We start from the raw sequence: 18,766 nt of genomic DNA on the forward strand, positions 1-18,766 counted from the left end.
AAATATTCTTATACTTTTCTTTTATTTTGCCCTATCTTTGATTTTAAAAACAACTGCATAAAGCAGTGGCACATATATCAAGTTAAGTACGGTAGCCCAAGCGATTCCGAAGCCCAGAGATATTGCCATAGGTTGAAGTATCATAGCTTGCCCGGAAGCAAAAAATATGAGTGTTGAGAGACCTAAAACTGTTGTCAAAGAGGTAAGCAAAATTGGTCTAAGTCTTGTCCCTGCTCTTTTCATCAGCTCTTCTGTGTCATCTGCATGTTTTATGAAGTTAACGACTATAAGTCCGTCATTTACAACAACTCCTGCAAGTCCTACTATTCCTATCAATCCAGGCATTGTAAGGTTGATGCCCATTACCCAGTGTCCAAAATAAACACCTAGTAAAACCAGAGGTATGGTACTGATGACTATAAGAGATTTTTTAATAGAGTCAAACAGCCAAACCAAAGTTATAAAGATTAAGAAGATAGCTATTATAGCAGACTGCAGCATCTCTTTTTTATTTTTCGCGTTCTCTTTTTCCTCACCTTTTATGTCTATCTTATAGCCGTCTTTCCTGAGTTTCTCAAATGTTGGCTCCAACTCTTTCATAGCTTCTGCCGAAGTTATGACTTTTTTGTTTAGAGTTGCAAGAACTGTTCTGATTCTTTTTCCGTCTTCTTTTTTCAGTGCAACAAAGCCTTGAGTCATTATGAAATCACAAACATCTTTTAAGGAAACAAAGTTATTGGTTCCCGGTACTTGGACTTCGATGCGTTGTATAGAGTCTATGTCTTCATTTATCCCACTCTCAATCCTGATGCGGACAAGTCCTTCATCGTTGAACATTTTGCCGTATTCGCCTTTTAGATAATACGACCTAAGTTCATTAGATATCACTTCCTCATTAAATCCCAACTGCTGTCCATACTCATTTACACGCAGTTTAAGCTCTTTCTCTCCAGGATTTGCATCATCTGAGACATTACTTACACCGTTGATTTTCTCCAATGAACTTCTTAGATATTTTACTCCCTTGAGTATATCGTTTTCATTCTTTCCGCTTAAACTGATCTCTATATCAGATGCGACGACACCTGCACCTGGAACTTTTACCACCAACTCTTCATAGACTAAATGACCGCCCTCTTTGAGCTTTTTAAACGGTTCTATTATTTTGTCTATATTTTTTGCTATAGACTCGGCACTGTTTCGTCTGGTCAAGATATCTGCAACGTATTCTACCGAGAGGTATGGGCTTATATATTTATCAAACAGATTAACAGGAGCACGCTCTTTTAAGTCTATAAATATATGAAAAAGATTATCTCCAGTCTCAACCATATTTTTGGCATCCATCTTAAACCCTATAACAGATGTAATAGAAGAGAAATCATCTTTATTTGTGTTTGCCAAAAGTTTTTTCTCTAGCGCGGTTACTATCTTCTCTGTATCTTCGAGTTCACTGTTAACGTCTACTTTACCGTACACATATATCTGAGTAGTATCAAAATCAGGAAAGAGTTGAAACTTCGAGTTTTTTATAAGCACAAAGGTCAAAGATAGGATGCTTACAACTATGACGATTAACGATATCCATTTAGCTCTAAAGAAAAAGTGCAGAGCCTTGCTATGCAATGAACTGAGTTTTTTCCACAGTCTTTTTGTAAAACTCTCATCATGAGAAACTCTTAAGAAGTCATGTGCATGTAACGGCAGAAAGTAAAATGCTTCAAAGAGTGATGATAGCAGAAGCACGGTTATCATAATAGGTATGATTTTTATAAACATACCCATCTCGCCTGTAAGCAAAAGCATAGGTAAAAAGGCAAAAACAGTCGTAAGTGTTGCGGCTAAAACAGCAGGAAACATCTCAGTTGCACCGACTATGGCAGCCTCTCTCTTCTCCATACCCTCTTCCAGATGCCTGTAGATATTCTCAGCAACGACAATAGCCTCATCTACAAGCATCCCAAGGGCAATGAGTGCACCGAGAAGTGAGAGCATATTAAGAGAGTCTCCCATAAGCTCCGTAGCTATGAGTCCAATCATAAAACTGACAGGAATCCCGATAGCTACGATTAGTGCAATACCGCGATTTATAAAAATAAACATCGCAATAAAAACAAGCATCAAACCAAACATGATGTTGGCAAAAACGGTATTAAGACGATTTTTAATCCAGATAGAAGTATCCGTATATATCTCATACTTCACACCCAAAGAGTTTGCACTTTTTTCCTTTAACAGCTCTCTTATCTTTTTAACCAACGCTATAGCATTTCCGTCCTTGGACTTTGTCACGTTTATAGATACATTTCTAGCACCGTTATAATGCGAGAGCTCAGACTCGTCACTAAGCTTAAATTCTATATCTGCTATATCGCCTATTCTGACTCTGGCATCTCCGACACTTATGATTGTATTTTCTATTGCCCCTTTTGATTTTTCACCGTTGAATGTAGATATATAGAGATGCTTACCCTGCTCTTTGATGGTTCCTATGGGAAAAATTGAACTTATATTTCTTAGAGATGCTACGGCTAAGGACGGTTTTAGACCAAAAGCTAGAAGTTTCTGTTCGTTAAGAGTAATGACAAGTTCATCATCCGCATCTCCGCGAATAGTAATGTCACTCAAATCTTTAAACCTGCTCAAATCACTCTTTAGCTCATCTGCTAGAGTCAACAGCTCTTTTTTGCTTTTATCACCAGCTAAAGCAATCAAAGCAAGAGGAAAACTGTGAAGTTGAATCTTAGCAATCGGTTCAGCCATATCTGCGGGTAAATCTTTTCTAACACCGCTGAGTATATCTTTTACATCGCTTAAAACTGTTGTATTCTCAGAACCAGGTTTGATATCACTGATAATGGAGAATGAACCGTTTTTGATAGTTGTCTTTATGTTCTCTATTTCATCGACGTTTTGCAAATCGTCTTCTATGCTTTTAACAACCATCTTATCAAGAACATCGGCAGACGTTCCTGCATAACCGCCGCTGATGGTGATCTTATCCATATTCATAGGAGGGAATATCTCTTTTGGGATATTTACATAGGCAAAAATAGAAAGAAGTACGATAAAAGTAAGTAATATATGGTTAAGAAGAGGCTTGTCAATGGCAAATTCTATAAAGCGACGAATCATTGTTGTCCTTGGTTATGTTAAAAAAGTGTATCTAATATTTGGTTTTTGTATCGAATAGATTCAACAGATGCATTTATGAGTCTGTTTTCTTCTAAAAGCGTATCGTATTCACCTTTGAGTTTTGAAATATCTCTACTTTTAAAGTAGATGCGCTGTTGTATATATATTTTTGGAAACAGAGTCAAACTTACAAAACTCATAATAAGCAGCGTAAATACAAGATAGTTAAGATCTAGTCTCTTTTTTTTATTTAAGACCTGTTCTACTTCATCAAGAAGTTCGTGTTTATCGCTCATAATGGAAAACTCTCATCTTTGCACTTCTGCTTCTTGGGTTGCTTTTTAGCTCGTCATCTTGTGCTGTTATAGGTTTTTTACTCAAAATACGCCCTTTTGCATTATCCCTCGAACATACACATCTCATTGCATCATCAGGGCAGATGCAGTTTTTACTCCACTTTGTATATGTTTGTTTTACTATTCTGTCTTCAAGTGAATGGAAAGATATAATAGCAACTATTGCATCTGAGAATTCTGAGTCTTCTATACTTTGTAAGAGTGACTTCAGCTCTCCTAGTTCATCATTAACTTCTATGCGAATAGCCTGCATCAAAAGTGTAGCAGGATGAATCTTTTTGCCGTGGGGCATTAGATTCCGAGTTGAATCGCTTAACTGTTTTGCAGATGTGAACGGACGAGCATTAACTATGGCAGATGCTATCTTTTTGTAGTTTCTAAGTTCTCCGTACTCCAGTAAAATATGTTCAAGTTCATGAGTTGAATATTCGTTTACAACATTGTAAGCACTAAGAGGGGCATCTTTATCCATTCTCATATCAAGGTTGTCACTCTCATAAGAGAAACCTCTGTCTTTTTGGTCAAGCTGAAGAGAAGAGACACCTATATCTGCTAGAACACCTTTTATCTTGTCAACACCGTACTCTGCGATTATATCTTTGATTACGGATGAAAAACGACCTTTTCTTATGCTTACTCTATCTCCGTATTTTTCAAGCCTTTTCGTAGAAAAGTCTATGGCAGTCTGGTCTTGGTCTATCGCTATAAGCTCAATATTCGGATTTGCCTCTAGCATCATTGAAGAGTGTCCTCCATATCCCATTGTACAGTCGATTATGATTCCGTTTTCTATATCTTTGAAGGTATCTACTACTTCACGGTAGAGAACGGGAATATGAGGGATATTTTGCACTGAGAGCCTTTAGCGTATATTGAACAGATTATACATTAATTTTGTAAATTTTAATTTTTAATAGTGTATTATAAATTAAAAAAAGGTCACTATTGAAAATAATCTTTTTAATTTCTTTCATATATTCTATTGTTTTGGCAAATCAGAGTCAAATAGTTTTGGGTACTTGTTCAACAGAATCAAATACTGAGGGAATGCAAAAAAGTATAGACTACATCATAAAGAAAGATGAGAAATTCAAACGGTTTCTAGATAAAAACTCTCTAGAAGTTGTCTCAAAAAAATATGGAAATTATTTTATAGTAACAATAGAACCGTTTAACGATATTGTTACCATGTATTCAGTCTTAAATAAACTTAAAAAAACAAAATTCAAAGACGCATATGTACTTAAATTGCCAACGTACGACAATACAAAAATAGAAATCCCAAAACCGATTAATATCGAACAAGTACAAATTATTAACGATCCTCTTTTAATGCCGGAACCTGATATAAAAAGCATAAAAGTAGAGCCTTTAACACAAAAAAATGACATAAATGAAATAAAAAAGCAAAAAAAAGATATAGTAATAAAAGAAAATACTACTCCGAAAAGAACCAAGGAACTTGATGTGTTAGAAACTTATTTCAATGAAATAATTGCAGCTTTGGCAATTTTAATCCTAATAGTAATTTACTTTATAATTAAACGCTCCCAACAAAAACAAAAAGACGATGTTGAGGATTTTACGGCAGAAGCTGATAAACAAACATACTTTGAAGAACCAACAAAAGAAGATTTTCTTGAAGAAACAGTTGAGACAACTTCTAAAGACACAGAGCCGATGGTCATGCAAGAGAGACAAGAAACTATCAACTTCGATGCCCTAAACGGAAGAGAAGAAGGGAGTTTTGGAGAAGAAGAAAACAATAAAAGTGTAGTTTTACCTGCTTTTGAAGAAACTCATACAGGCAATAAATTAACAAGAGTCAAAAGAGATGTCCCACCTCATTTAAAAATAACCAAAGATGACTTTAAAGAGTTTGCAGGTCAAAAAATTCTAGTGGCAGAAGACAATTTAATCAACCAAAAAGTTATTAGCGGTCTTTTAGCAGACTCAGGTATTGAGGTAACACTGGCTGACGATGGTCAGTTTTTACTGGAGATTTTAGAGAAAAACAGTGACTTTAACTTTATACTCATGGATGCACATATGCCTAGGGTAGACGGCTTTGAAGCCACTAGAAAAATAAGAAAAAATCCAAAATACAATCATATAGTAATAGTCGCCCTAAGCGGTGACACTGCACTTGATGATATTAAAAAGATGACCCAAGCCGGAATGGAAGAGCATCTTGAAAAACCGCTCAAAATGGAGGCTTTATACAATATACTATATGCTTACGCGCATAACGGAACGCAACATAAAATACCTGACGAATTTGTTGAAATAGTTATTACTCATGATTTAGACACGGACCAAGGACTTCAAATATGTGGTGATGACGTAGCTTTTTATCATGACATATTAAGTGAATTTGTAAATACTTATAGCAATTCTCCTGCAAAGTTACAGGAGTTTATAAAGTACAATGAGGTGCAAAAGGCAGATCGTTATCTACTAGATCTTAGCGGAATAACCGCAAACATCGGAGCCAACAACATAAGCCAGATAGTTCTTGATTTAAAACAAGCAATTCTACATCCGCAAGATAAAAAATATATAGAACTGCTTAAAGAGTATGAAAACTCTCTTCATCATCTCCTAGAAGATATTAAAAAGTATAAAGATTAAGCTCCTCCAAGAGCTTTTTTCACATTATCGTCAGCCATCGTAATATTCCAAGCCGGCTCCCAAACAAGTTCTACTTCTACATTTTTAATATTAGCCATTTTCTCAACAGACTCTTTGACCCATTGAAGTATCATCTGATGCATTGGGCACGCTTTTGTTGAGAGTGTCATTGTTACATGAGCATTTCCCTCATCATCGCATGTAGCATCATATATAAGTCCCATCTCAACAAGATTGAAACCAACTTCCGGGTCTATAACTGTAGATATTGCCAAAAACAATTCTTCTTTTGAATACATCATAATTTTATTCCTTAATTTTATTTTATAAAATGAAGGCAACCCTTCATCTATTTATATTACGCTAACAGAAATAATTCCGTTGCCTACGTTAACACTTTGTTTTCTTCGGCAGAAAGCCCAAAACACGAGTGTTTTTTTTTTATTTTAATAATACTTTACTTGAAATTTATCATATAAAATACGTTTCGCACAAGTGCTGACGCACCGATAACTAAAAACGAAGCACCAGCCTTTATAAGAGTGTTGTCTTGTAAAAGTATAGCTACGGCTATAATACTTACACCTGCAGCACAAAACACAAACTGAGCGTGAGAACTCTTTTGAGGAAGCATATCTGCTAACATTGGTACTTTTTCTTTTCCAACAAGCGGAGAAAAGCGTTCAAACCATACAAGAAAAGGAACTATTTTATATATATGTCCCGTTATTGCAAATCCAAAAAAACCAAAAAACATTAACCAGCCGCTAGCCAACAGTAATGGCTCAAAAGAGCTAAATAGATACAATGACCCAAGAAGTAAAGAAATCAACATTGATATATACGCATATATAAGTGATATTGCATATATATCGAGTTCTTTTCTAGCTCTGGTTTTAAAGATGGTATATACAAGATAGAAATACAAGAACATTGATATAACGGATAAAGAATAAGCGATATATCTTATAAACGAATAATCCACAAAAGAAGAAATCACGACAAGCATAACAGATATACTCATCAGAGTTATAGCTATTTCCAGAGGCTTCATAGAAAATCCGTGAGACAATCCAAACATAGGTAAAAGAACGACAGAAAGCCCCATAATAGTTATCATTATGTACCCACCGATTACCAGATATACGTGTGAGCGAAGCAGTGCCAATATATCAACTTCAAGAACTCCTGCATATCCAAGAGCCATTACAAGACCAAAGATTACACCGAAAAATAAAAATGTGTTTGATATAAGGACACTGCTCATAACCAGATTGAACTTCTTAACTTTTCTAATGGTAGAGAAGATTTCCATAACAAATATCATCATAGATATAAGGACAACCGTACCACCATATGGAAGAAGTGCCGGAAACTTTAAGAAACCAAGCACCATAAGAAGTGCTCCGATGCCAAGAAGCGGCCATATTGCATAAAAAAGTTCTACCGCTGCATGACCTACCTCAAGGACTACCGGAACTAATTGTGCCATTGCTCCAAAAATAACCATCATCACAAAACCAAGTAAAAACAGATGAACCAAACCCAACACTTTTGTGTCTAAAATAAAAAGATTGTCTGAAGAGAAGAAAAATATATAGATGGATGCTAGCATATAAAAAAGACTCCCCACAATAAAAAAAGGGGAGATAAGTTTAAAAGGTGGTGCAAAATCTTGCGAGATGGAAAACATTTTACTTTTTTAGTGACAAGCTGTTTGAGTTAAATCAGAGTCAACACCTGCATTTACATTTGTAAATGTGATTTTAAGTAAACCATCATCCGTACTTTCAACAGTATGGGCAATATCAGCCTCAAGTTTAGCAAAAAGCCCGCCTGGTGATTTATGGTTTATCATAACTAAAGTGTTGTTTGTATTTTTAATAAGTCTTAAACCACACATTGCATTTACCATTGGGTCCGGCGGTCCACATTTTGACGTGTCGAAGTAATAAGTGCTTACTCCGTCTTTAGCCAACTCAAAGAAATCAACAGTTGCTCCTGTTACTTCTATTTTAGTTGCTTCATTTGGAATTATAGACATAGAAAATCCTTTTTAAAATTATTGGTCAATTGTAATCTAGATTTATCTATTCGGCATTGATATGTATCAACAATTAAACTATTTAATAAAATTAGTCTAACATTGTCACTTTCTATCATTATATAGTTCAAAGTAAAGCTAATATAGCCTAAATGTGAGGAAATATGAAACAAGTATTTACACATTTGTTATATTTTTATCACTTTTATCTCTCTTTTTCTTGATATATTAGTATTTATTATGTTATTATAATTTGATACTTAGATTAGGAGATATAATGAAAAAAAGAATAGTAATGATGATAGCAACAGTGTTTGCTGCATTTACAATGAGTGGTTGTACGATGACAAAAATGGGTATAGCATATATGGGCTTCCCATCAGAGGCTCAAGAAGCTTATGCTGAAATGATGGGTAAGTTATCTGAAACGGGTGATCCAGCTCAGGCTATGATGAAAGAGTGGGAGATTACAGATAAAGATTTAACAGAAGATGATATTTTTGAAGATATGAAATCACTTGCAGGTGACTATAATATGAGATTTGTCGGTGAGAAAAATATGTTTAGACTCACAGAAGCAGAAAACCCTACTCCAGATAAAGTTGTTCATGCAAGGATTGCTGAATTTTGTTCTTTAAGCATTGCTAAAAAAATGTTAAATCATTCTCGTTACTATGGTGGGTTTATGCCGTGTCGTGTAATCTATGTTGAGTATGGTAATGGCAAAAGATATTTAGTATCAATGGATATGACTCTTGCAATTTACGGTGGAACTGATAAAAAACCAATTGAAGCTTCTCTTCTTAAAGATATGATAAATGTTAAAAAAGCTATGGAAGAAATTCCTACTATAGCTGCAGGTTACGACATAGATGAGTGGAGAAAAAAAAATAAAAATTAATTTTTTTACATTTTCTCTCTCTTGAGACTGTAAAATAATTTACAGTCTCGAGGCGGGGACAAATTTTCTTCTATACAAAAAAATACTTCCAACCTAAATTTACTTTCACAATTTTTGAAAAAACACTATACATTTAAGTACCCATGTTTAGTAAAAGCTTATATTAATATGAATAGGGTTATAGTTATATACGCTTAAGAAATACTTTTTATCAACATTTTACAACATCCTTTTTACATGGAGTTAACAAATGAAAAATGAGAGAATAGCAATTATATCCGGTCTTCGGACACCAATGGCAAAAGCTGGCGGAAAATTTAAAAATTTACAAGCCGATACTCTTGGTGCAAGACTTATTAGAGAGTTGATGATGAGCTCTCCTATAGACTTTGATGAAGTGGATGAAGTCATTATAGGTAATGTTTCCCAACCTATTCATGCTGCAAATATTGCAAGAGTGATTTCCCTGCGTGCAGGATTTCCGGAATCTACTCCTGCCATGACTGTAAACAGAAACTGTGCTTCAGGAATGCAGTCGATTACAAGTGCCGCCGCTAAGATTCATGCCAACGAAGGTAAGATTTATCTTTGCGGGGGTGTGGAATCTATGAGTAATATCCCTTTTATATTCAACAAAAATATGACGGCTCTCTTTACGGAACTATCCAAATCAAAAAACTATATTGACCGATTACGAACCATATTCGGCTTTCGTCCCTCATATTTAAAACCGATTGTCGGTCTTATGTCTGGACTGACAGACCCTGTCAGCGGGTTGATGATGGGTTCCACGGCAGAAATCCTTGTCAGAGATTTTGGCATCAGCAGAGCAGAACAAGATGAATTTTCCCTCAACAGCCATGAAAAAGCGCTAAAAGCTAAAAACAGCGCTAGATTCGAACAAGAGAGTACAGCTGTTGTATATGATGAGATAAACGGTAAGTTTTTAGATTATGATGATGGCATCAGAGAGGGTCTTTCATTGGAAAAACTATCTCTGCTTAAACCATTTTTCGATAGAAAAAACGGAACTGTCACGGCAGCTAACTCCTCACAGGTTACAGATGCAGCTGCTGCTGTAATCTTAATGTCGGAGAGTGAGGCGAAAAAACGAGGATTGACTCCGCTGGGTTATCTCACGGACTATAGTTATAAAGGACTTGACCCAAAACGCATGGGTCTGGGACCAGTCTTTGCCACCCATGATCTTTTTGCCAGAACCGGTCTCACTATGAAAGACATAGATTTAGTTGAGATAAACGAAGCTTTTGCCTCTCAGGTAATTGCCTGCCTAAAAGCATTTAAATCCAAGGCATTTGCCAAAACACACTTTGGCGATGCTAATGCTGTTGGCGCGATAAATCCAAATATTTTAAATGTAAACGGCGGAAGTATAGCACTCGGCCATCCTGTTGGGATGACGGGAACAAGACTGGTTATAACGCTTTTGCATGAGCTGAAAAACCGCGGTTTACAAAAAGGTCTGGCTACTCTTTGCATTGGCGGCGGTCAAGGTGTAGCTTTACTTCTGGAGGCAGAATAATGAAGTACTTTAAATTAAAAAAGGACAAACATGGAATTGCCACACTAATCTTTGATACTCCAAGAAGCAGTGCAAATGTTTTCTCAAGTGAATCTATGTCTGAGTTAAACCTCTTGTTAGACTCACTTTTGCAAGATACGCAGATCAAAGCACTATTTATTCAAAGTGGAAAAAAAGATATCTTTATAGCCGGTGCAGATATTAAAGAGATAAAAACCGCAAATGACGACAAACAGGTAAGTGATTTTATAAAACAGGGGCAAGACCTCTTTAACAAACTCGAAAAACTTCCCTTTCCTACAATTACCGTGATTGACGGTGCTTGTTTGGGCGGTGGACTAGAGATGGCACTTGCTTGTACTTACCGCATCTCAACCTCAGATGAACATACGAGACTTGGACTTCCTGAAGTAAATCTCGGCCTTATACCCGGATTTGGCGGCACACAAAGACTTTACCCTCTTGTAGGTTATGCAAAAGCTATGGAACTTATAGTCGGAGCTAAACAACTAAAGGGAGAAAAAGCTCTAAAACTGGGTTTGGTAGATGCTTGTGTACCAAGCGGATATCTGGATTTTAAAAAAGAAGAATATATAAAGCAAATACTGCAAAATAGCTTAGATGCTAAAATAAAAGCCTCTCGAAAAGGGATTAGATGGTATGAAAATATCTCTTTTGTAAGAGATAAAATAAGTTCAATCGTAAAAAAGAAAATTATACAAAAAACTGCCGGACATTATCCTGCACCGCTTATGGCAGTTGATATTTTACAAAAGAGCTTTTTAAAAAACCTGCAAGACGGGTTGAAGATAGAGAGAGAAGCCGAGATTAATCTCGCCATGACTTCTGTAAGTAAAAACCTCATAGAACTTTTTTTGATCTCTGAAGAATTAAAACACGATTCATTCAGCAAGTCAAAGCCAAAAGATATAAAATATTCTGCCGTTGTAGGTACAGGGGTGATGGGAAGCGGAATCGCATGGGCTATGAATCATAAAGACATTGAAGTCCGTTTAAAAGTCAGAAGCTATGAGAGTGCTGCAAAAACGATTAAAAGTATACGCAAAATATATGATGAGATAATTATGCGAAACCGCCTAAGCATTCGAGAAGTTGATCTGAAAATGGACAGAGTCACCTTTACAAAAGAGTACAAAGGCTTCGAAAATATGGACTTTTTACTAGAAGCAGTCAGCGAAGACAAGGTGCTAAAAGAAAAAGTATATTCAGAATTTGAAAAAGTCATAACACCAAAATGCATAATAGCGACAAATACTTCTTCCATATCTATCAGCACTCTGGCTGAGAGTTTAAAACATCCGGAGCGCTTTATAGGTATGCACTTTTTTAATCCTGTAAACCGTATGCCATTAGTGGAAATTATAGCCGGAGAAAAGACGGATGATGAGACAATCTCTACAATAGTGCATCTTGCAAAACAACTCGGCAAGACACCAATCAAGATCAAGGATTCCGCAGGCTTTTTAGTAAACAGAGTCCTACTGCCCTATCTGCAAGAGGCCGTAATGATGTTTGAAGAAGGCGGAGATATTAAAGACATAGACAAAGCACTCTTGGACTTTGGAATGCCGATGGGACCTTTTACTCTTATTGACACAGTCGGAATAGATGTAGGAGACAGTGTTTCTAAAATTTTAAACAGTGCCTATGGAGATAGAATCAAACCCTCTGCACTCATGCAAAAAATGATTGAAAAAGAGTATTTAGGCAAAAAAAGCAAAATGGGGTTTTATGATTACAAGAACAAAGAAGCTCTGCCAAATCCAAACATTGCCGCTTTTCAAAACGGCTCTAGTGCCATAGGCAAAGATGCTATCATAAATAGAGCTTTGTTGATTATGATTAATGAAGCAAGCAGATGCCTCGAGGAGAAGGTAGTAGACAACGCAAGATACTTAGACATAGCAATGGTTATGGGAACAGGTTTTCCTGCATTTCGCGGAGGACTTATGCGTTATGCAGATGAGATCGGTATATCACAAATCGTAAAACTGCTGAATGAACTACATGAGACAAACGGAGATAGATTTGCTCCATCACAACTTTTAATAGATATGCAAAAAGAAAATGCTTCTTTTTACGGGGGTGCATTATGAGTTCTTTTAAAGAGAGACGAATAAAATACTTCACAAAACCACTTTTCAATGTGCTTAAGGCAAAGGGACTATTGCCTTCTATATCTAAAACCGAAAAAACTGCTTTAACTGCGGGAGATGTTTGGATAGAGGGAGATCTCTTTAGCGGAAAACCTGATTTTCAAAAGATCTTTTCATATCCTTACCCTAAACTGACTGAGAAAGAACAGTCATTTTTAGATACACAGGTGGAAAAAGTCTGTGCAATGACAAATGACTGGGAAGTGTTTCAAAACAGAGATTTACCTAAAGATGTATGGACTTATCTAAAAAAAGAACGTTTTTTTGGAATGATAATTCCGCAAGAATTCGGCGGTTTAGGATTTAGTGCCTATGCACATAGTTGCGTGATTGAAAAGCTCGTAACACATTCCCAGGTATTGGCTATTACCGTAATGGTGCCAAATTCTCTTGGGCCTGCAGAGCTGTTACTTCGATATGGAAAACAAGAACAAAAGCAACACTATTTACCAAGGCTTGCAGACGGCAGGGAAATACCGTGTTTTGCACTGACTGAACCTGATGTCGGCAGTGATGCGGCTTCAATAAAATCATACGGGGAAGTCTTTAAAGATAGTGACGGCACTTTTAAAATCAGGTTGCAGTTTGAAAAGCGATATATAACTTTAGGCGCTATTGCTACAGTCATAGGTCTTGCATTTAAACTAAAAGACCCGCAAAATCATCTTGGCATAGGAGAGGATTTAGGAATTACCTGCGCGTTGGTAGATTCTAAAAAAGACGGTGTAGACCAAAGCAGACGTCACGACCCACTAAATGTACCTTTTGTAAATGCACCGCTTATAGGCAAGGATGTAATCATAGATATTGATGATATTATCGGCGGCAAAGAAGGTATCGGTATGGGTTGGACAATGCTTATGGAGTCTCTTGCCGTTGGACGCGGAATCTCACTCCCTTCCACCAGCACAGGTGGAAGTAAACTTTCAACTTTTGTCGCATCTACCTACAGTACAGTCCGTTATCAATTTGGACTCTCAATAGCAAAGTTTGAAGGAGTCTCAGAAGTTATAGGCCGCTTGGCTGCCAGTACATATTTGCTAGATTCAGCAAAAACATTTACACTGGGTGCTATAGATGCAGGAGCAAAACCGGCAGTTGCAAATGCAATCATGAAGCAGCAAAGTACAGAGATGTTTCGTAAAAATATACTCGATGCAATGGATATTCAAGGAGGTGCAGCAATCAGCAGAGGTCCAAAAAACCTTTTGGCACATGCTTACTTCGGTTCACCTATCGGCATTACCGTCGAAGGAGCCAATATAATGACCCGTTCACTCATACAGTTTGGTCAAGGGGTAATCAGATGCCATCCATATGCCTATGCTCAGATAGAAGCTCTCGAAGGTGGTGATTTAGACGCTTTTGATACACTCTTTTTTACACATCTTAAACATGTGGCACGAAACGGCATACGTGCCATTATGCTTGGACTCACAAGGGGACATCTGCATCGCACAATGGATAATGACATAACCAAACGCTATGAACAAAAACTCTCATGGGCATCTGCAAAGTTTGCTTTTTTAAGTGATGTTGCACTCGGTTTACTTGGTTCCGGTTTAAAAAGACGTGAATCGATATCCGGACGCTTCGGTGATATTTTATCTCAGATGTATATGATGAGTGCAGCATTAAAACGCTTTAAAAACGACGGCCATTTAAAAGAAGATGAGATACTTCTTAGAGTCGCTATGGAGAGTGGATTTAACAAAATAGACGAAGCTTTTATAGGGATTTATGCAAATATTTCAAAAGCTCCTTTAGCTTGGTTATTTAAAATAAATCTTTTCTTTGTAAAGATAAACCCGATGGGCGAAGCCGTTAAAGATGAAGATTTGCACCATATTGCACTGCAGATGAGTACAAACACCGTTATGAGAGAGAGAATATGCTCAAATATTTACCATAGCAGCAGAATAAATGAGTTAAGCAACGCCTGCGAGGCGATGATAAATGCAAAAGAAGCACTAGCTAAAGAAAAAAAATCCGGGAGCGCTTCACTTACAGAAAATGAAAAAGTGCTCATTAAGTCGGCAAGGAAAATGCAGGATGGTATTGTGTCTGTAGATTCATTTACAAAAAAAGAATATTTTAAATGATACGATTTATTTTACTTATATCCCAGTTTATTATATTCATTTTAAAAAAACTAATAGGTGCAGATATTACATACAGCGGAGAAATCCCGGAAAAAGGTTCTGTCTTAATTTTGTCAAACCACTTTACCCGCTTTGAGACATTTATAGTTCCATATATACTTTTTAGCAGATACGGCCATATAGGACGTTCTCTAGGGGATAACTCCATATTTGTCGGCTTGCTTGGAGAATACATGAGATTGGCAGGTACTATCTCCGTTAAAAACAAAATCAAAAACCGCATTATTTTAAATGATTTAATCTCAGGTAAATCAGACTGGATTATATACCCTGAGGGGAATATGATAAAAAACAAACTTATCACTTTTGATGATGGAGAGTTTCATATCCATACAAAATCAGGAATTAGACCCATTTACACAGGCTCGGCTGTTCTGGCACTAAAAGCAGAAATATTAAGAAATAGAAGAAAAAACAGTAATAATGATATATCTGTACAGATCGTACCTCTCTCTATTACTTATGACAATATCCGTCCCGGTGAAAACACACTTTTGTTATGGATAGACAAGTACTTGAACATCCGCGGAACGCATTTTTTCGAGGAATTGGAGATTGAAATTAATCTTTTAATGAAATCGAATATGCATCTGCACTTTGACAAACCGATTCATGTAAGCGACTATGTAGACAAATTTCTTGAACAAGGTCATGACTCTTTAAATAATGATGACAAAATAGACAAGTTTATAGACAAACAGAGAAAAATACTTATAAATGATGTGATGAAAAAGGTTTATCATAATATACAAATTAACTTTGACCATATCTTTATTCTTTCTCTTGTAACAATGTCAACGATCAAAGTATGTCCAAGTTATCTTAAAGTACTGATTTTCAAGAATGCCACATCACTTGATAGTATAAAAAATCTAAATTTACATCCGACATTTAAAAATGACCTGTTTTTACTTATCTTAGACGATAAATACGCTCCTTTTCTATCAGCAATAAAATTGGCTAAATTACAACAAATATTATATGAAAACAGTGAAGGAGATTATCTATTTGATAAAAACCTATTGGAAAAAGAGTACAACTTTGACAGGATAAGGGTTGAAAACACTTTCCAGGTTATTTTAAATGAGATTAATCTGCAAAAAAACATTGTTAACGTGGCACTGGATAATGCCGGATTTTCTCAAAAAGAACTAAAAATTGACAACTTTGCTTATTTGAGAGATAAAGAGTACAAAATATTTGAAAAAGAGTATCTTCAATATCATAAAACTATTCCCGGAAAAGACAATGCATCTGCTTCTATAGTATTATATGATCCAAAAAACACTGCTGCTCTAGTATTTGCACACGGATATATGACAATACCCCAAGAAGCAAAAAAACTGGCAGAATATCTTTTTAAAAGAGGTGTTAATGTTTATTTACCAAGACTAAGAGGACACGGGACAAACCCGCTTGCGCTAAAGCATATTAGCTCAAAAAATTGGGAATATGATTTTCAACTTGCCATTACCGCTATGAGCCAAGTTTGTGAAAAAGTATTTATTGGAGGTTTTGCCACAGGCGGATTGTTGGCTCTTTTACATGCAGCTCAGCATAAGGTCGATGGTCTTATAGTTATCAACTCCGCTTTAAGACTAAACAGTCTGCATGTAAGCTATGTAATACCGACACTGCACGTATTTAACGAAATGATCTCTCAACTTCATGAAAAAGGTATTGTAGAATGGGTAGAAAATAAAAGTGAAAATCCGGACATCAGCTATTCAAAGCATCCGTTAAATTCAATAGCTCAAATGGAAAAACTGATGACTAAGGCAGATGCGACACTTAAGCAAATAAAAGACCCTATCCTTGTGATACAAGGAGACAACGACCCCATAGTCAACCCGAAAAGTGCACAGTTTATTTATAAGGGCGTAAAATCAGAATTTAAAAAATTGGTCGTATTGCCAAGAGACAATCACTCAATCATATTGGGGAAAGGCGAAACCGAAATCTTTGAGAATATCTACCATTTTATAGAGGATACAAAATAAGATTTCATCTAACGCCTAATTAAAATATTTTTATCTGATTTGACCGCTTCCGTATATTTTAAACTTGTAAGTGGTCAAACCTTCTATTCCCATAGGTCCGCGGGCATGCAATTTATTTGTACTTATTCCAACCTCAGCTCCAAAACCAAAAGCACCTCCGTCTGTAAAACGAGTTGATGCATTTACATAAACTGCCGCTGCATCTATGGCATTTAAAAATTTCTCGGCGGTTGTGATATCTTCTGTTATGATAGCTTCAGAGTGACCTGAACCAAATTTCACTATATGCTCGATTGCACCTTCAACTCCACTTACCACTTTAATATTGAGTATATTTGCCAGATATTCGGTATCGTAATCTTCATCATTAGCATGTTTTGCTTCAATGATTGCCTGAGTCTCCAAACAACCTTTTAATTCTGTATGAGCCTTGTCAAACTCTACTTTTAACTTAGGCAATGCTGCAGATGCTATAGCTCTATCTACCAAGAGAGTCTCCATAGCATTACAGACACCCGGTCTTTGAACCTTAGCGTTTATTGCGATCGCTATAGCATTATCCAACTTTGCATCTTTATCTATATATGTATGACACTGCCCCTTATCATGTTTGACAACACTTACGGTCGCATTTTCACTTACATACTTAATAAGCCCTGCTCCACCGCGGGGGATAATAAGGTCAACATACTTATCCATCTTAATGAGTTTTGCGACACCTTCTCTTGAAGAGTCAGGAATAAGAGATATCAAAGAAGCAGGCAACTCATTCTTGATTAGCACATCTTTTAAAACTTTTGCGATTGCTTTGTTTGAATTTTCAGCTTCTTTTCCGCCTTTTAATACACAGACGTTTGAGCTTTTAAAACAAAGTGCCGCCGTATCGCTTGTTACATTTGGACGGGACTCATAAATGATACCGATTACTCCGATAGGAATGCTTACTTTTTCTATTTTAAGTCCATCTTCTGTTAGCCAACCATCTAGTACACGACCAACAGGTTCTTTAAGTCCTGCTATTTCTTCAACCGCCACAGCCATAGCATCTATACGGCTCTCATCTAAAAGCAGTCTATCTTTTAATGCCGATGATAAATCATTTTTATCGGCATCTGCCATATCCAGTGCATTGGCTTCGAGCAACTCTTTTGTTTCGTCTCTTAGAGCTGCCGCCATCTCTCTTAAAATTCTGTTTTTATCGCGTCCGCTTATCGTAGATAAAGTTCTACTAGCGGATTTTGCTTCTTGTAAAAATTTTTCCATACTATTTCTCCTTAGCTATTTTTGACTCAAAGATTGTACCCAATGTATGTTTTCCTTCTAAAAGGAATGACTCGGCAGAACTCAAATCAAACCCGTTAGTTAAAAACATTTTTCTTTTGTTTTTCATCATAAATTCTGCAGCTTTTAACTTTGTAACTATTCCACCTGTTGCAAACGGGTCATTTGGAGTACCTGAATCATTAAGTGCTTCTTTTGGCAGTTCAGTAACCACTTTATAGATTTTTGCATCCTCATGATCTTGAGGGTTTTTATCATAATATCCATCAATATCACTCAAAATCACTAATAATTCAGCATTAATTGCATGAGCCACACTTGCCGATAATTGGTCATTGTCACCAAAAAGTTGTTCAGGCGTTGATGTTATATCATTTTCATTAACGATAGGCAAGATATCATTGCTTAAATGGGCATCTATAATCTCTTGAAACATTTTAGTTCTTTTTCTGGAGTCAAAGTCATCCTCAGTCAGTAGTATCTGAGCAGTATCTATATTATAAATATCAAATTTCTTTTTATAACTTGTCATTAAA

General features: G+C 36.3%; 14 protein-coding genes. 6 read left to right on the forward strand and 8 right to left on the reverse strand.

Features of this window, described 5'->3' with window-relative positions; all coding sequences use genetic code 11:
• Nucleotides 1-21: 21 nt before the first annotated feature.
• From ABYK18_RS09240 to rsmH, 3 genes are read right to left on the reverse strand one after another with little or no spacing between them, the layout of a single operon-like run.
• A complete protein-coding gene (locus ABYK18_RS09240; protein ID WP_373036384.1) occupies nucleotides 22-3,135 on the reverse strand; it encodes an efflux RND transporter permease subunit in 3,114 nt (1,037 codons plus the stop codon).
• A 17-nt stretch (nucleotides 3,136-3,152) separates the two neighbouring features.
• On the reverse strand, nucleotides 3,153-3,431 hold the full coding sequence (locus ABYK18_RS09245; protein WP_373036385.1) for a hypothetical protein: 279 nt from the start codon (nucleotides 3,429-3,431) through the stop codon (nucleotides 3,153-3,155).
• On the reverse strand, nucleotides 3,421-4,344 hold the full coding sequence (rsmH, locus tag ABYK18_RS09250) for a 16S rRNA (cytosine(1402)-N(4))-methyltransferase RsmH (RefSeq protein ID WP_373036386.1): 924 nt from the start codon (nucleotides 4,342-4,344) through the stop codon (nucleotides 3,421-3,423). Before rsmH ends, ABYK18_RS09245 begins: the two co-directional genes overlap by 11 nt.
• Nucleotides 4,345-4,436: 92 nt before the next feature.
• Here rsmH and ABYK18_RS09255 point away from each other — a divergent pair, with 92 nt between their 5' ends.
• Nucleotides 4,437-6,122 carry a response regulator gene (locus ABYK18_RS09255; protein WP_373036387.1) on the forward strand — a complete coding sequence of 562 codons (1,686 nt, stop codon included), beginning with the start codon at nucleotides 4,437-4,439 and terminating at the stop codon, nucleotides 6,120-6,122.
• Here ABYK18_RS09255 and ABYK18_RS09260 read toward each other — a convergent pair.
• The 3 genes from ABYK18_RS09260 to ABYK18_RS09270 form a co-directional block, all read right to left on the reverse strand.
• Entirely contained in the window at nucleotides 6,119-6,421 is a 303-nt protein-coding gene (locus ABYK18_RS09260) for a metal-sulfur cluster assembly factor (protein ID WP_373036398.1), read from the reverse strand. The two genes, ABYK18_RS09255 and ABYK18_RS09260, sit on opposite strands and share 4 nt — an antisense overlap.
• A gap of 158 nt (nucleotides 6,422-6,579) precedes the next feature.
• Nucleotides 6,580-7,737 (reverse strand): hypothetical protein, encoded by a 1,158-nt coding sequence (locus ABYK18_RS09265; protein WP_373036388.1) that lies wholly within the window; start codon nucleotides 7,735-7,737, stop codon nucleotides 6,580-6,582.
• Between the two features lie 87 nt (nucleotides 7,738-7,824).
• On the reverse strand, nucleotides 7,825-8,166 hold the full coding sequence (locus ABYK18_RS09270) for a hypothetical protein (protein ID WP_373036389.1): 342 nt from the start codon (nucleotides 8,164-8,166) through the stop codon (nucleotides 7,825-7,827).
• A 277-nt stretch (nucleotides 8,167-8,443) separates the two neighbouring features.
• Here ABYK18_RS09270 and ABYK18_RS09275 point away from each other — a divergent pair, with 277 nt between their 5' ends.
• From ABYK18_RS09275 to ABYK18_RS09295, 5 genes are all read left to right on the forward strand, one after another.
• Nucleotides 8,444-9,067, forward strand: a complete 624-nt coding sequence (locus ABYK18_RS09275; protein WP_373036390.1) for a DUF302 domain-containing protein — start codon at nucleotides 8,444-8,446, stop codon at nucleotides 9,065-9,067.
• 250 nt (nucleotides 9,068-9,317) lie between these two features.
• A complete protein-coding gene (locus ABYK18_RS09280; RefSeq protein WP_373036391.1) occupies nucleotides 9,318-10,610 on the forward strand; it encodes a thiolase family protein in 1,293 nt (430 codons plus the stop codon).
• Nucleotides 10,610-12,727 (forward strand): 3-hydroxyacyl-CoA dehydrogenase NAD-binding domain-containing protein, encoded by a 2,118-nt coding sequence (locus ABYK18_RS09285; protein ID WP_373036392.1) that lies wholly within the window; start codon nucleotides 10,610-10,612, stop codon nucleotides 12,725-12,727. The genes ABYK18_RS09280 and ABYK18_RS09285 overlap by 1 nt, the downstream gene beginning before the upstream one ends.
• The gene (locus tag ABYK18_RS09290) at nucleotides 12,724-14,889 is read left to right on the forward strand and encodes an acyl-CoA dehydrogenase (protein ID WP_373036393.1); all 2,166 of its coding nucleotides are present in this window, start codon (nucleotides 12,724-12,726) and stop codon (nucleotides 14,887-14,889) included. Before ABYK18_RS09285 ends, ABYK18_RS09290 begins: the two co-directional genes overlap by 4 nt.
• Nucleotides 14,886-16,949, forward strand: coding sequence for an alpha/beta fold hydrolase (locus ABYK18_RS09295; RefSeq protein WP_373036394.1), 2,064 nt, complete (start codon nucleotides 14,886-14,888; stop codon nucleotides 16,947-16,949). Before ABYK18_RS09290 ends, ABYK18_RS09295 begins: the two co-directional genes overlap by 4 nt.
• A 30-nt stretch (nucleotides 16,950-16,979) precedes the next feature.
• On the opposite strand, the gene ABYK18_RS09300 is transcribed toward ABYK18_RS09295, so the two are convergent.
• Together ABYK18_RS09300 and ABYK18_RS09305 are read right to left on the reverse strand one after the other, a co-directional pair.
• Nucleotides 16,980-18,212 (reverse strand): glutamate-5-semialdehyde dehydrogenase, encoded by a 1,233-nt coding sequence (locus ABYK18_RS09300; RefSeq protein ID WP_373036395.1) that lies wholly within the window; start codon nucleotides 18,210-18,212, stop codon nucleotides 16,980-16,982.
• A gap of 1 nt (nucleotide 18,213) precedes the next feature.
• Nucleotides 18,214-18,766: glutamate 5-kinase (locus ABYK18_RS09305; protein WP_373036396.1), on the reverse strand; the 553-nt coding region annotated here is incomplete at its 5' end.

This window comes from Sulfurimonas sp. (genome assembly GCF_041563495.1).
Lineage (GTDB): Bacteria > Campylobacterota > Campylobacteria > Campylobacterales > Sulfurimonadaceae > Sulfurimonas.